Origin of the sequence: Paenibacillus litoralis (assembly GCF_046244365.1) — a bacterium.
Taxonomy (GTDB): domain Bacteria; phylum Bacillota; class Bacilli; order Paenibacillales; family NBRC-103111; genus Paenibacillus_V.
The window spans coordinates 7,784,934-7,800,140 of the sequence record NZ_CP176395.1 but is presented as its reverse complement, the minus strand read 5'-3'; the positions used below and the strand labels follow the sequence as shown (position 1 = coordinate 7,800,140).

The 15,207-nt window shown below is 55.6% G+C and carries 12 protein-coding genes and 2 riboswitches; all 12 genes read left to right on the top strand.

Features of this window, described 5'->3' with window-relative positions; all coding sequences use genetic code 11:
- Nucleotides 1–194 precede the first annotated feature (194 nt).
- A riboswitch (purine riboswitch) is annotated at nt 195–295 on the top strand.
- Between the two features lie 121 nt (nt 296–416).
- The 12 genes from ACKGJP_RS32750 (at nt 417) to purN (ending at nt 14,546) form a co-directional block, all read left to right on the top strand.
- The gene (locus tag ACKGJP_RS32750) at nt 417–1,820 is read left to right on the top strand and encodes an NCS2 family permease (protein WP_409342923.1); all 1,404 of its coding nucleotides are present in this window, start codon (nt 417–419) and stop codon (nt 1,818–1,820) included.
- A 359-nt stretch (nt 1,821–2,179) separates the two neighbouring features.
- A riboswitch (purine riboswitch) is annotated at nt 2,180–2,281 on the top strand.
- 210 nt (nt 2,282–2,491) lie between these two features.
- Nucleotides 2,492–2,977 carry a 5-(carboxyamino)imidazole ribonucleotide mutase gene (gene purE, locus ACKGJP_RS32745; protein WP_409342922.1) on the top strand — a complete coding sequence of 162 codons (486 nt, stop codon included), beginning with the start codon at nt 2,492–2,494 and terminating at the stop codon, nt 2,975–2,977.
- Nucleotides 2,978–3,066: 89 nt separating this feature from the next.
- Nucleotides 3,067–4,257, top strand: a complete 1,191-nt coding sequence (gene purK / locus ACKGJP_RS32740) for a 5-(carboxyamino)imidazole ribonucleotide synthase (RefSeq protein ID WP_409342921.1) — start codon at nt 3,067–3,069, stop codon at nt 4,255–4,257.
- 55 nt (nt 4,258–4,312) lie between these two features.
- Nucleotides 4,313–5,608: an adenylosuccinate lyase gene (gene purB / locus ACKGJP_RS32735; RefSeq protein WP_409342920.1), complete on the top strand. Its 1,296-nt coding sequence runs from the start codon at nt 4,313–4,315 to the stop codon at nt 5,606–5,608.
- A gap of 336 nt (nt 5,609–5,944) precedes the next feature.
- A complete protein-coding gene (locus ACKGJP_RS32730; protein WP_409342919.1) occupies nt 5,945–6,826 on the top strand; it encodes a phosphoribosylaminoimidazolesuccinocarboxamide synthase in 882 nt (293 codons plus the stop codon).
- A gap of 198 nt (nt 6,827–7,024) precedes the next feature.
- A complete protein-coding gene (gene purS, locus ACKGJP_RS32725) occupies nt 7,025–7,273 on the top strand; it encodes a phosphoribosylformylglycinamidine synthase subunit PurS (protein ID WP_409342918.1) in 249 nt (82 codons plus the stop codon).
- On the top strand, nt 7,273–7,965 hold the full coding sequence (purQ, locus tag ACKGJP_RS32720; protein WP_409342917.1) for a phosphoribosylformylglycinamidine synthase subunit PurQ: 693 nt from the start codon (nt 7,273–7,275) through the stop codon (nt 7,963–7,965). Before purS ends, purQ begins: the two co-directional genes overlap by 1 nt.
- A complete protein-coding gene (gene purL, locus ACKGJP_RS32715) occupies nt 7,943–10,192 on the top strand; it encodes a phosphoribosylformylglycinamidine synthase subunit PurL (protein ID WP_409342916.1) in 2,250 nt (749 codons plus the stop codon). The genes purQ and purL overlap by 23 nt, the downstream gene beginning before the upstream one ends.
- Before the next feature lie 179 nt (nt 10,193–10,371).
- Nucleotides 10,372–11,787: an amidophosphoribosyltransferase gene (purF, locus tag ACKGJP_RS32710; RefSeq protein WP_409347317.1), complete on the top strand. Its 1,416-nt coding sequence runs from the start codon at nt 10,372–10,374 to the stop codon at nt 11,785–11,787.
- A 206-nt stretch (nt 11,788–11,993) separates the two neighbouring features.
- Complete coding sequence (locus ACKGJP_RS32705) at nt 11,994–12,395, top strand: RidA family protein (protein WP_409342915.1); 402 nt, start codon at nt 11,994–11,996, stop codon at nt 12,393–12,395.
- A gap of 457 nt (nt 12,396–12,852) precedes the next feature.
- Nucleotides 12,853–13,893: a phosphoribosylformylglycinamidine cyclo-ligase gene (gene purM / locus ACKGJP_RS32700; protein ID WP_409342914.1), complete on the top strand. Its 1,041-nt coding sequence runs from the start codon at nt 12,853–12,855 to the stop codon at nt 13,891–13,893.
- Nucleotides 13,893–14,546, top strand: coding sequence for a phosphoribosylglycinamide formyltransferase (gene purN / locus ACKGJP_RS32695; protein WP_409342913.1), 654 nt, complete (start codon nt 13,893–13,895; stop codon nt 14,544–14,546). The genes purM and purN overlap by 1 nt, the downstream gene beginning before the upstream one ends.
- The last annotated feature ends 661 nt before the right edge of the window (nt 14,547–15,207 follow it).

The window sequence follows — 15,207 nt, the reverse complement described above, 5'->3', positions numbered from 1 at the left end:
TGCGGTTCTCGGTGTGTCAAACGGCATGCGGTACTCGGCGTGTCAAACGACAATATCGCCTCCCTTATCAGAATGTTCGGAATGAAAAGGGATACAAGTTATCGCAGGCAGCAAGTCTCCGAACATTGACCGAAAGAGTATCCGGTAATCGTTCGTGTTTTGTATTGACACGATTCGACAGTGCTCATAAAATGAAGGAAGGAAAACAAATTTTTCGTATAATCCCGGGAATCGGCCTGGGAGTCTCTACGAGGTCACCGCAAATGATCTGGCTACGAAAATGCGCATACGAATGTTCCGTAGAACCATGGCTATGGGATATTTTTTCTGCGCAGAGGGAGCCTAAGGTCAATATGCCTTAGGTTTTCTTGTTGTCCAAAACAAATTCAATTTTGTTTAGGGGGAAAGTAGCAGCAATGGATCGTTATTTCAAGTTAAAAGCGAACGGTACCAACGTAAGAACGGAAATTATGGCCGGCATCACGACCTTCATGACGATGGCCTACATCCTTGCGGTCAATCCGGACGTCCTTAGCGGTTTCGGGAAAACCGGCATGGATTGGTACGCGGTGTTCCTTGCAACGGCGCTTGCAGCGGGTATTTTTACGATCGCGATGGGACTCTTCGTCAATTTTCCGGTAGCGCTCGCTCCGGGTATGGGACTTAACGCTTACTTCGCGACGGTCATTTTGGCATCAGCCGCGACGGACAAGCCGATTACCTGGGAAATGGCGTTAACCGCGGTATTCATTTCGGGGATTATCTTCATCATTTTGACGGTGACCAAAGTGCGCCAAATGCTCTTGGTGGCGATTCCGGACAACTTGAAGCATGCGATTACGGTCGGGATCGGGCTTTTTATCACCATTATCGGATTGAAAAATAGCGGCCTTTTGACGGTCGGCGTGGAATACTCCGTAACCGATGTGAAGAAAGGCGTTTTTACAGATGTGCTCGGCTTTGAGACGGTCTTCCATATGGGAAGCCTCGAGAATCACAACGTTCAGTTGGCGCTGGTCGGTCTTATTCTCATCGCCATCTTGATGGTGCTGCGCGTGCGCGGCGCGATTTTGTTCGGTATTCTCGGCACGACGGTAGTCGCTTTGCTGCTCGGCTACGTTTCGTTCGACTCCATTAGCGCGGACAAAACCCCTTGGGTTCCGGATTTCAGCAAGCTGCAGTTTGCCGCATTCGACTTCGAAGGCGTCATGCATGCAGGCATCATTTCGATCATTGCGACGTTCACGTTCGTCGAGCTGTTCGACACGTTCGGTACGCTTGTCGGTACCGCAAACCGTGCGGGTCTGATGAAGAATCCGGAAGAAGGCAAGAAAAAAGTCGGCAAAGCGATGCTCGTTGACGCAATCGGCGTAGGCGGCGGCGCACTTGTCGGTACAAGTACGGTAACGGCTTACGTGGAAAGCTCCGCAGGCGTTGCGGAAGGCGGACGCACGGGACTCACCGCCGTTACGACGGGCGTATTTTTCCTGCTTGCCTTGTTCCTGGCTCCGGTCGTGGCGCTTATTCCGGGCTCCGCAACCGCAGCTGCCTTGATCATCGTCGGCGTTCTGATGATGCAGTCGGTCAAAGACATCGACTTCCAAGATTTTGTTGTCGCCATTCCGGCGTTCCTGACGATTACGATCATGCCTTTCACTTATAATATCGCGAACGGCATCTCGTTCGGTATCGTGACTTACGTCGTGCTGGCGACGGTTGCGAACCTCGGCAACAAAGGCAAGTACAAGGTTCACTGGCTGATGTGGGTGCTCGCCATCCTGATCGTTCTGCGCTATGCGCTGATCGGCAGCCAAGGCTAAAGGGGGTTGCGCGCCGCCTCGAGCGGCGTGCTGACTACGGGATCAACGGCGTTTCCGAGCGGGAGCTCGGGGATGCCGTTTTTTAATGTGCGCATGCTCAACAATCCCGTACTGAAAAATGCGTAGTTCAACAACGCCCATTGCGGCAAGAGAAAGCCAACTTCTGCTATAACCGGAAAAAGAAAGTGCTTACATCCCGATTTTATGAAAATGTACGGATTGTGGAACGAGTTTCTCGCTGAATTTTGGAAATAGTGTGACAAAAGCGAACTTTAAGGGCTTTATTCTTTTTTAATGTTCGGTTTTTCGGGTTGACAGCGCCTGTTGCGGTCGGGTAAACTAAAAGTGAAAGTTAACATGATAAGTCATGAATCGCATCTCGTATAAAATCGGGGATATGGCCCGAAAGTCTCTACCCAGAAACCATGAATTTTTGGACTACGAGTAAGCGAATGTATAGGGACGGCAGGCTACGCAGCTTGGCGCCCTTGTCTGTTTGTGCGGGCCGCATTGCGCGGACTGCGCCCGACAGCGCAAGCATTCGAGCCGCCTTGTTGTCCTTCGGACAGGTTTTAGGAGCCTGTCTCAAGGACTTTTTGTATTTTTGGAAATGATAGAAACTATGGGGTAATGACGGTTCTTGAACTACCTAATAAAAAGGAGCGTAAAACATGCCGGTTAGAGTGGGAGTCATCATGGGCAGCCAGTCGGATTGGGAAACGATGAAGCTTGCCTGCGGAGTACTGGATGAGCTGGACATTCCTTATGAGAAAAAGGTCGTTTCCGCGCACCGCACGCCTGATTTGATGTTCGAATATGCGGAGACGGCTATCGAGCGCGGGTTGCAGGTGATTATCGCGGGAGCGGGCGGAGCGGCTCACTTGCCGGGAATGGTAGCGGCTAAGACGGAGCTTCCGGTCATCGGCGTTCCGGTCAAATCTTCGAATCTGAACGGCATGGATTCGCTGCTCTCCATCGTGCAAATGCCGGGCGGTATTCCTGTAGCGACGGTAGCGATCGGTAATGCCGGAGCGACGAATGCGGGATTGCTTGCGGCGCAAATTTTGGGCGCCTTCGATAAGGACATTCAACAAAAGGTGCGCGAGCGCCGCGAACGAATCAAGCAGCAAGTTATCGAGAGCGGGTCGCTCGAGTAGGATGGCGGAACCGCCGAAGAGGCGGACTCGCCGTCGCAACCATTGAACATAGCTTATGAAAACTCGCTAAACGTAAGGAGACAAGCAGCATGCAGAACGAAATCGTTCGCGATGGAACGAAACGGTACGATCCTGCTTTGACGATTTTACCGGGCTCCACGATCGGGGTGCTCGGCGGCGGACAGCTCGGCAGAATGCTGGCGCTTGCCGGAAGCCATATGGGGTACCGGTTCGCGACGCTCGATCCGACGGACGACGCGCCGTGCGGGCAGGTGGCGAGCAAGCAGATCGTCGCCGGCTACGACGACGCCGAAGCGGCCCGCGAGCTTGCGCGGCTGTCCGACGTGATCACCTACGAATTCGAGAACGTCGACGCCGGCGTGGCGGCGATGCTCATGAACGAATCGTATGTGCCGCAGGGCAGCGAGCTGCTGTATACGACGCAGCACCGGCTTCGCGAGAAGCGGGCGATCGAGGCGGCGGGCGTCCAGGTGGCGCCGTACGAGGAGATCGCCAGCGCAGCGCAGCTGAAGGCTGCCGTAGCGCGATTCGGCACGCCTTGCGTGCTGAAGACGGCGACCGGCGGTTACGACGGCAAAGGCCAGTGGGTCATTCGCTCCGAAGCCGAGATCGAAGAGGCGTTTGAGACCTTGAACCGTGCGAAGACGGAGCTGGTGCTGGAGAAATTCATCCGCTTCGATCGGGAGCTGTCGGTGATCGCGGCGCGCAGCCCGCGCGGCGAGGTAAAGACGTTCCCGGTTGCGGAGAACATCCATGTCGATAATATTTTGCACCTGTCCATCGTGCCGGCGCGCGTGAACGAAGCAGTCCTTCGCAAAGCGGAGGAGCTTGCGGTTCGTATCGCGGAAGGGCTTGACGTGATCGGCCTGATCGCCGTCGAAATGTTTCTTACGACGGAAGGCGAGCTGTTCGTCAACGAGCTTGCGCCAAGGCCGCACAACTCCGGACACTACACGATGGAGGCGTGCCGCACGTCGCAGTTCGAGCAGCATGTTCGCGCGATATGCAATTTGCCGCTGGGCAGGACGGAGCTGCTGACGCCGGTCGTCATGGTCAACGTGCTCGGAGAGCATGTGCAGCCGCTGCTGGACCTGCTGGCCTCGCAAACGGAGGAGCCGGAGGGACTGGCCGTGAAGGTCCATCTCTACGGCAAGCATGAGGCGAAGCACAAAAGAAAGATGGGCCACGTCAACGTGCTGGCGGACGAAGCCCAGCATGCACTCGATTGGATCGACCGGACGGGCATTTGGCGGTCTTGAAGAAAGTTCATTATAATAATTATTAACAGCTTTATATATTCGAGGAGGTTCATCCATGATCGATCGTTACAGCAGGCCGGAAATGGCGGCCATTTGGACGGAGCAGAACAAATTCCAAGCGTGGCTTGAAGTGGAAATTCTTTCTTGCGAGGCTTGGTCGGAGCTGGGCATTATCCCTAAGGAAGACATAGCGCTGCTTAGAGAGAAAGCGACGTTCAACATTGACCGCATTTACGAAATCGAGCAGGAGACGCGCCACGACGTGATCGCGTTTACCCGCGCAGTATCCGAATCGCTTGGAGCGGAGCGCAAATGGGTCCACTACGGCTTGACTTCGACGGACGTCGTCGATACGGCGCTCGGTTATTTGCTGAAGCAGGCGAACGATATTTTGGACCGCGACATTAATAACTTTATCGCCATTCTGAAGGACAAAGCGATTGCCTACAAGCATACGCCGATGATGGGACGGACGCATGGCGTTCACGCCGAGCCGACGACCTTCGGACTGAAGATGGCGCTCTGGTACGAAGAAATGAAACGCAATCTGGAGCGGTTCCGTTTTGCGGCGGACGGCGTACAGTACGGCAAAATGTCCGGCGCGGTAGGCACGTACGCCAACATCGATCCGTTTATCGAGCAATATGTTTGCGGCAAGCTCGGCACCAAGTCGGCTCCAATCTCGACGCAAACGCTGCAGCGCGACCGTCACGCCGAATACATGGCGACGCTGGCGCTCGTGGCTACTTCGCTCGACAAATTCGCGACGGAAATCCGCGCCCTGCAGAAGAGCGAATTCCGCGAAGTCGAAGAGCCGTTCGCCAAGGGTCAAAAGGGCTCGTCGGCAATGCCGCACAAGCGCAACCCGATCGGCTGCGAAAGCATCAGCGGCTTGTCCCGCGTCATCCGCGGCCATATGATTTCCGCTTACGAGAACGTGACGCTCTGGCATGAGCGCGACATTTCGCACTCGTCGGTCGAGCGCGTTATTTTGCCGGATGCGACGATTTTGCTGAACTACATGCTGAATCGTCTCGGCAACATTATCAAGAACTTGACCGTGTTCCCTGAGAACATGAAGCGCAACATGAGAAGCACATACGACGTGCCGTTCTCCGGCCGCGTTCTGACGAAGCTGATCGATAAGGGCTTCAGCCGCGAGCAGGCGTACGACACCGTGCAGCCGAAAGCGATGCAGGCTTGGGAAGAGCAGCGCTCGTTCCGCGACATCGTCGAGAACGACAGCGTCATCCGCGAGCAGCTGAGCATGGATGAAATCGCCGATTGCTTCGATCCTAGCTGGCATCTGAAGCATGTCGACACGATTTTCGCACGTTTGGAACTGGCTTAGAGTTGTTTGAACCCGTCCCGTAAGGGATGATCGATTATGGGTTGAGATAACGACTTTTGAGGGCGTTATAATGAACGTTTTTTGACCGGAAATGGAAATAACGGACTTGCAGGGCGTTAACTAAGGACTGTATGGCTTAGGCGATAGGCTTCATGAGAAATAAGACCGTCGGAGTCCGCTATTCCATCTTTTGTCGTCGAAAAACGCTTCAATAACGCCTCCAAAGTCCGTTATCGCAGAAAGTTGTGGTTTTGGGGATTGTACTTGGGGCTCCCCGAAAAGTACTCGGAGTAAGCCCCGGACCGTCACGGGGATATTTTGTTAGGAGGTATTCACTTGTCAACGACCGCGATTTCGACAGCCGCTCCTTATGTGAAAGCGCCGCTTTTGTACAAAGGCAAGGTGCGCGAGCTATATGACCTCGGCGAGCATTTTCTGATCGTCGTGACCGACCGGATTTCCGCATTCGACTACGTGCTGGAGCCGGCTGTGCCTGACAAAGGCAACGTGCTCAATCAGCTCAGCCGCTTCTGGTTCGAGCAAACCGCGGCGATTCAGCCGAACCACGTGGTGCATACGGATGTGGAGAAGCTCGGAGACCTCGTCACCGCGCCGGAACTGCTGAAGGACCGTATCATGGTAACGAAAAAGGCGGAGCGCATCGATATCGAATGCGTCGTGCGCGGCTATATTACCGGCGGCGGATGGAGACAATACCAGAATACGGGTGAAGTGAACGGCATTAAGCTCCCCGAGGGCATGCGCAAAAACGAACGCTTCCCGCAGCCGATTTTCACGCCTGCCGCGAAGAACGACGTCGGCCACGACGAAGACATTTCGTTCGAACGGATGAAGGAGCTTGTCGGCGCGGATATCGCAGAAGCGCTGCAGGAGAAGAGCATCCGGCTGTACGAGTTCGCGCGCGATTACTGCGAGAAGAACGGCATCATTTTGGCGGATACGAAGTTCGAATTCGGCCTGATCGACGGGGAAATCATCCTCATCGACGAGATTTTCACCCCGGATTCCTCCCGCTTCTGGGCCAAGGAAAACTATGCGCTCGACATCGAGATCGACGGAATGGACAAGGAACCGGTACGCACGTACCTCGCGAATTCCGGCTGGGACAAGAACAGCGTGCCCGATCCGCTTCCGGCGGACGTGGTGGAAGCGACGTCGCTGCGCTACAGAGATATTTTGAACAGACTGTCGAAGTAAGCAAGTACGGTACAGACAGGCCAAAAATGCTGCGCAGGCTCGCGCTTGCGCTTCAGATATAGCTTCTGCTTGGCGAGAAAGATCGGTAACGCGGTTCTGCGGAACGCCATTTTATGCTGACGATGCACCATTTGCTTCGCAACACAAAGCTGACGATGCAGATTTTGCTTCGCAAAACTTTTAGGAGGTCATCCCTTAATGATCAAAGCAACCGTCTACGTAACGATTAAACAAAGCGTATTGGACGTTCAAGGAACTGCCGTGCAAGGCGCGCTTCACTCGATGGGCTTTCAGGAAGTGGACAAAGTCCGGGTAGGCAAATACATGGAATTGACGCTGAACACGACGGACCGCAGCGAAGCGGAAAAACGCGTACGCGCGATGTGCGAGAAGCTGCTGGCGAACACGGTTATCGAAGATTACCGCTTCGAACTGGAGGGTGCGTAATGAATTTCGCGGTACTGGTATTCCCGGGCTCGAACTGCGACCTGGATTGCTATAAGGCGGTAGAGGAAACGGTCGGCCAGAAGGTCGATTACGTATGGCACACGGAAACGGATTTGTCCAAATATGACTGCATTCTGGTACCCGGCGGATTTTCCTATGGGGATTACTTGCGCTGCGGAGCGATCGCGCGTTTTGCGCCGGTCATGAGCGCGCTGGTAGCGGCTGCAGAACAAGGCAAATTCATTCTCGGCATTTGCAACGGATTCCAAATTTTGCTCGAGGCCGGTCTTCTTCCGGGCGCGATGCTGCGTAACCAAACGCTCAAATTCCGCTGTCACAGCACGCTGCTGCGCGTGGAGAACAACAACAATCCGTTTACGGTAGATTACCAAGAGGGCGAAGTGATCGACATTCCGATCGCCCACGGCGAAGGCAACTACTACTGCGACGATGCGATGCTGGCCGAGCTTAAAGCGAATAACCAGATCGTCTTCCGTTACGCGGTGGACAATCCGAACGGATCGGTGGACGACATCGCGGGCATCAGCAACAAAGCGGGCAACGTGGTCGGCATGATGCCGCATCCGGAGCGAGCGGTGAACGAGCTGCTCGGTTCGGCGGACGGCAAGCGGATGTTTACATCAATATTGACGACCTGGAGGGAGAAACATGGCGCAGCAGTTAGCCGCTAAGGAACCGACGGCAGAACAGATTGCCGATCAAAAGATTTACAAGCAAATGGGCGTAACCGACGAGGAGTTCGCGAAGATTTGCGGTTTCCTCGGACGCAAGCCGAATTACGTCGAGATCGGCGTTTTCAGCGTTATGTGGTCGGAGCACTGCTCCTACAAAAACTCCAAGCCGGTGCTTCGCCGTTTCCCGACGAGCGGACCGCGCGTCCTGATGGGACCGGGAGAAGGCGCAGGGATCGTCGATATCGGCGACAACCAGGCTGTCGTGTTCAAAATCGAAAGTCATAACCACCCTTCGGCCGTTGAACCGTATCAAGGCGCGGCGACAGGCGTCGGCGGCATCATTCGCGATATTTTCTCGATGGGCGCTCGTCCGGTAGCGTCTTTGAACTCGCTTCGTTTCGGAAAGCTGACGAACGACCGGGTTAAATACTTGTTCGAAAACGTCGTTTCCGGTATTGCCGGATACGGCAACTGCATCGGGATTCCTACCGTCGGCGGCGAAATCATGTTCGACGAAAGCTATGAAGGAAACCCGCTCGTTAACGCCATGTGCGTCGGTATTATCGATCATGATAAAATTCAGCGCGGCGTTGCCCAAGGGATCGGCAACCCGGTATTCTACGTCGGCCCGGCAACGGGACGCGACGGCATTCACGGCGCGACCTTCGCATCCGAAGAAATCAGCGAAGAGTCCGAAGAAAGACGCTCGGCGGTTCAAGTGGGCGATCCGTTCATGGAGAAGCTCGTACTCGAAGCTTGCCTCGATCTGATCAACTCCGGCATCGTCGTCGGCATTCAAGATATGGGCGCAGCCGGTTTGACCTGCTCCAGCTCCGAAATGGCGAGCAAAGCGGGCAACGGCATCGAGCTATACCTCGATGAAGTGCCGCAGCGCGAAGAAGGCATGACGCCTTACGAAATGATGCTTTCGGAATCGCAGGAACGGATGCTGTTCGTCGTGAAACCCGAGCATGAAGAGCAAGCGAACGCGATTTTCGGCCGTTGGGGCCTAAAATGCTACAAAGTCGGCAAAGTGACGAACGACGGACGTCTTCGTCTTATCCATAAAGGCGAGGAAGTCGGCAACATGCCGGTAACGGCACTCGTCGACGAATGCCCGCAGTACAACAAGCCTTCCAAGGAGCCTGCTTACTATGCGGAGCAAGGCCAAATCGACACGACCCGCTATGCGGAAGTGACGGATTTGAACGCGGCTCTTGAGCAAGTGCTTGCTTCCCCTACGGTGGCGAGCAAGGAATGGGTTTACAACCAGTACGACTACATGGTTCGCACGAGCACGGTCGTTCGTCCGGGTTCGGACGCGGCAGTCGTACAGGTGCCGGGCACGCGCAAAGGACTCGCGATGACGACCGATTGCAACGGCCGGTACGTGTACCTCGATCCGGAAGTGGGCGGCAAGATCGCTCTGGCGGAAGCGGCGCGCAACGTCGTTTGCTCGGGCGCGGAGCCGCTCGCGATTACGGACAACCTGAACTTCGGCAGCCCGGAGAAGCCGGAAATTTTCTGGCAGCTCGAGAAAGCGGTCGACGGCATGTCCGAAGCTTGCCGCAAGCTGGATACGCCGGTTATCGGCGGCAATGTCAGCTTGTACAACGAGAACACCAAAGGCGCGATTTACCCGACGCCGGTTGTCGGCATGGTCGGTTTGGTAACGGATATCGACAACCATCTGACGACGCAAGGCTTCAAAAACGAAGGCGATGTCATCGTACTCCTCGGCGACACGAAAGCGGAGCTCGGCGGCAGCGAATTCCAATATATCGTTCATGGCGTTACCGAAGGACGTCCTCCGCAAATCGATCTGGACGTGGAAAAGGCGCTGCTTAGCACCGTTCTGGATGCGATCCGCAAAGGTCTCGTCGCTTCGGCGCACGACTTGTCCGAAGGGGGCCTCGCAGCGGCGCTGGCGGAATCGTGCATCAGCGGCAAAATCGGCGCAAGCGTCAACTTCGCAAGCGAGCTGCGCAGCGATTTCGCGCTGTTCAGCGAAAGCCAATCGCGCATTCTGCTCAGCGCATCCGCTGGCAATAAAGAAGCGCTGCTGGCGCTTCTGAGCGCGAACGGCGTGCCTGCGCAAGTACTCGGCACGGTCGGCGGCAGCGACCTCGGCATTCAAGTAAACGGGAAATCGGCGGTTCAGTCACCTGTAGCGAAACTAGAAAAGGTTTGGAAGGACGCGATTCCATGTCTCATGAAATCCTGATACCCGGCGGTTCGGGGTTAGCTTTCTGTTCCGAGTCTACGCGGCTGGCGGATACATCCAATCCTGAAGGGACGGTCGCTTCGGCGGCCGCTTCCTTGGGCGACGCTTCGCAAGCTGCGCAGGCGCAAACGAACGGCACATCGGTGCCGCTCTGGGCAGGCAGCTATTACAACGAAGGAATGGACAGCGACGTTTTCGACAAATTGAAAGAGGAGTGCGGCGTTTTTGGGGTGTTCGGTCATCCCGAGGCGTCCGCGCTCAGCTTTTTCGGCCTTCATGCGCTGCAGCACCGCGGCGAGGAGAGTGCGGGGATCTGCACGACGGACGGGAAAGATTTCTTTTACCACCGTGGCATGGGCCTTGTCAAAGAAGTGTTCGACAACGATAAAATTCAGTATTTGAAAGGCTCGACGGCGATCGGACATGTCCGTTACTCGACCTCTGGCGAGAGCAAGCTGCAGAACGCGCAACCTCTGGTGTTCAAATACCGCGGCGGCGATATCGCGATCGCAACGAACGGCAACCTTGTCAACGCGGCGGAAATTCGCCGGGAGCTGGAAGAGGAAGGCTCGATCTTCCAGACGACAAGCGATACGGAGGTCGTCATTCACCTGATCGCCCGTTCGAAGCGAGAGAACATCGAGGACGCCGTGAAGGATGCGCTGAAGCGCGTTGAAGGCGGGTTTGCATTCTTGATCATGGTGCAGAACAAGCTGTTCGTCGCCCAAGACAAGAACGCTTTGCGGCCGCTCGTTATCGGCAAGCTGGGCGACGCTTATACGTTCGCTTCCGAAACTTGCGCGTTCGAAACGATCGGGGCTACGTATCTTCGCGACATCAAGCCCGGCGAAATGCTTATTTTCGACAAGGACGGGATGCGGGAGGACCGCTTTGCCGAGATGGAACGCCGGGCGCTTTGCGCGATGGAGTTCATTTATTTTTCCCGACCCGACAGCGATCTGGATGAGATCAACATTCATATGGCGCGTAAACGGATGGGCCAGGAGCTCGCGAAGGAATCGTTCGTCGATGCGGACGTCATTACGGGCGTGCCGGATTCGAGTATTTCCGCGGCGATCGGCTTTGCCGAGCAAACGGGTATCCCGTACGAGATCGGGCTGATCAAGAACCGCTACACCGGCCGGACCTTCATCCAGCCGAGCCAAGAGCTACGCGAACGCGGCGTCAAAATGAAGCTGAGCGCCGTCCGCAAAGTAGTCGAGGGCAAACGTGTCGTCATGATCGACGACTCGATCGTGCGCGGTACGACTTCGCTCCGCATCGTCAACATGCTGCGCGAAGCGGGCGCTGCGGAGGTTCATGTGCGCATTACGTCGCCGCCGTACAAAAACCCTTGCTTCTACGGCATCGATACGCCGAGCCGCAAGGAGCTGATCGCCTCCAGCAAGACGGTGGAGGAAATCCGCAAGGCGATTAACGCCGATTCCTTGCACTTCCTGACGAAGGAAGGGCTGATGGAAGCGATCGGACGCACGAAGGACGAGTACAATACCGGCATGTGCATGGGCTGCTTCGACAACGACTACCCGACCAAGGTGTTCGACGAAGAAGAAGCGGGCTGCGGCTGCGGGTAAGCGCATGATGCGGCACAGCGGCCCATCATTTCGGCTGACCGGCGTATGAATCTGTACAGTAGTCGCTGCGAACACTGCGCGGTCGGAGACGCCCTAGTGATGACGGAGGGGCCGAAGCTGCTATGGCATTGAAGAATTCCTTGGGCTGATTGCTGATTCCCGGCAGTTGTATACTGCCGGAATCATGACTGCGGGAGGATTGGGCGATGGAGCAACGCAGAACGGTATCGACGGGTTCACCATGGGAGCCGCTTGTCGGCTACTCGCGGGCGATCCGCATTGGCAATCGGATCGAGGTCGCAGGTACGACCGCGATGAGAGACGGTAAGGTGATCGGCGGCAGCGACGCATACGAGCAAGCGAAAGAGGCGCTGACGATTATTCAAGAATCGCTGGCGCAGCTCGGCGCAACGATGGCGGACGTCGTTCGCACCCGGATGTATGTAACCGACATCTCGCGATGGGAAGAGATCGGCCGGGCGCATGGCGAGTTTTTCAAGGACGTGCGTCCCGTTGCGACGATGGTGGAAGTGAAGGCGCTCATCGACCCGGCGCTGCTGGTGGAAATCGAGGCCGAGGCAGTCATCGCGGAGACGGACGGCGGATAGGTCAGGGAAACTGTATGCTGATGGTTTGAAGCCAATAGCCTCGGTACCAGCAGAACGGATGCCAACCGCTTGAGCCAGGAGCACCGGATGGAGCCATAGTGACGAAATTAGCAGTCTTTAAAGACTTCTATTTTCGCAAAACGGCCATTTTCCGGGAAATAAGAGTCCCTAACGTCTTCTAAATGCCTGATTTGCTTGGATTTGAAACGATTTTTACGGAATAAGAGCCTTTAGAGGCTTCTAATTTCAGGGTTTTTCGTGATCCAAGAGAATTAGCAGACCCTAAAGACTTCTATTTTGTCCCTTGCGAGTGGATATCTCCGAGGCTTCGTTATTTTGATCAGCGGTTGCGCATTTTCTATCTTAGGCAGTCTTCGATTACCATGGGTTGCTGGGACGTTCGGTTTTAGGATGGGAATTTTTTTGGTGGACGACTATTTGGAGGAGTGTGGATTCGGTGTCAGAAGCGTACAAAAAGGCAGGCGTCGACATCGCGGCCGGCAACGAAGCGGTTGAGCGGATGAAAAAGCACGTGAAGCGGACGTTCCGTCCGGAGGTGCTGACTGAACTGGGCGGCTTCGGCGCTTTGTTCGGACTGAACAAAGACAAATACGAGGAGCCTGTTCTCGTATCCGGAACGGATGGCGTAGGAACAAAGCTGAAGCTTGCTTTTGCGATGGATAAGCACGATACGATCGGCATCGACGCCGTAGCGATGTGCGTCAATGACGTAGTCGTAGCGGGTGCGGAGCCGCTCTTTTTCCTCGATTACCTCGCGACGGGCAAAATCCTTCCCGAGAAAATCGAAGCGATCGTTGCAGGCATCTCGGAAGGCTGCGTACAGGCAGGCTGCGCCCTTATCGGCGGCGAAACGGCGGAAATGCCGGGCATGTACACGGATGGCGAATATGACATCGCCGGATTTACGGTAGGGATCGCGGATAAGAAAAAGCTTGTTGACGGATCGTCGATCGTCGTGGGCGACGTTGTGCTCGGACTCGCATCGAGCGGCGTACACAGCAACGGGTTCTCGCTCGTGCGCAAGCTTTTGCTGGAAGACAAAGGATACGCTCTGGACCAAACGATCGAAGAACTGGGCGGCAAGCTCGGCGACGTGCTGCTTACACCGACGCGCATCTACGTGAAGCAGGTGCTCGCGCTGCTGGAGCAGGTGCAGGTAAAAGGGATGGCGCATATTACAGGCGGCGGCTTCCTGGAGAACATTCCGCGCGTCCTGCCGGAGAATGTCAATGCGCATATCGAGTACGGCTCGTGGCCGATTTTGCCGATTTTCCAGTTGATGCAGCGTGACGGCGCGATCACCAACAACGATATGTTCCGTACGTTTAACATGGGCATCGGCATGGTGATTGTCGTTTCGGCTGAGCAAGCAAGCAAAGCGGAAGCTATTTTGAAAGAGCAAGGCGAAGCGGTATACCGCATCGGTACGATTACTCCCGGCGAGCGCGTCGTTACTTTTGCCGGAGCGGATGTGTAATGCGGGCGGGAGAGCAGAGAAACGGAGCGGAGCGGGTCGCAGATTCGTTCCGCATCGCCGTGTTCGCTTCCGGTACGGGGAGCAATTTTCAGGCGATCGTTGATGCGGTTGCCGCCAAAAAGCTCGACGTCACGATCGGACTACTCGTCTGCGACCGGCCTCAAGCGGCGGTCGTCGAGCGGGCGGAGAAGGCCGGCGTCGATACCTTCGCGTTCCGGCCTAAGGAATACGCTTCACGCGAAGCGTACGAGGCGGAGATCGTGCAGGAGCTGGAACGCCGCGGCATCGATCTGATCGTGCTCGCCGGCTACATGCGTATCCTCACGGAAACGCTTGTCGCGCCTTACTACGGCCGGATGATCAACATCCATCCGTCGCTGTTGCCATCGTTTCCCGGTATCCGGGCGATCGAGCAGGCATGGGAGCATGGCGTCAAAACGACCGGCGTAACGGTGCATTATGTCGACGGCGGCCTCGACAGCGGGCCGATTATCGCCCAGCGGCCTGTCGACATCCGCGAGGAAGACACGCTCGATTCGCTCGCAGCGGCGATACACGCCGTCGAGCACGAGCTGCTGCCGCACACGATCGGTTTGATCCGTGCCGGCCGCGTCAGCCTCGACGACCGCCGCGTGCGCATCGCCGGCGAGTAGCGGCGGATGCTTTGCGCTCAGCGGTTGTATCGTAAACCTGCCTAAATACTAGGCGGGTTGATGGTTTGGATGGTTAAAGGTTCGATAAATAGTTAGGTTTTGGTTTAGTGACAGGTAGTAGGTTTTGGTTTTGGTTTTAGTTTTGGTTTTTCATTGCGAGAGGGAGCTTCATGACGTAGTCGTGACGCGGTTCATGGCATGGCAGATGTAATGAGGCGTTGAAGTGGTGGATTCCTCTTTGGGCAGAACGTATAGGAAGAACGAGACCGTAAGCGTGTCTGAAACAAGCGGGATCGCATGAAAAGGCGATCTGCAGAAGACGAAAGCGACTGTACGGGAGCGGAAGCATCGAAGACGGCCCCGTACCTCATACGCAATGTTTCGGGGTCCCGGGGTGAAACGCCTGGGGGTCCCCCTTTTGGGAAAAGGGGGATTTAGGGGGATTCGGAATGCTTTAGGTTGGAACGCCTTTAAGTCGGAGCGCTTTTAGGTTTGGAACGCCTTTAAGTTGGAGCACTTTTAGGTTTGGAACGCCTTTAGGTTTGGAACGCTTAGGTTTAAGGTTTGAATCCGGAACGTTTTAAGGTTTGAATTGTAACGCCTTTAGTTTTGAAATCGAAAGTAAAGAGGAAAATCCCTCGGGGGATTTACTACATTTTGG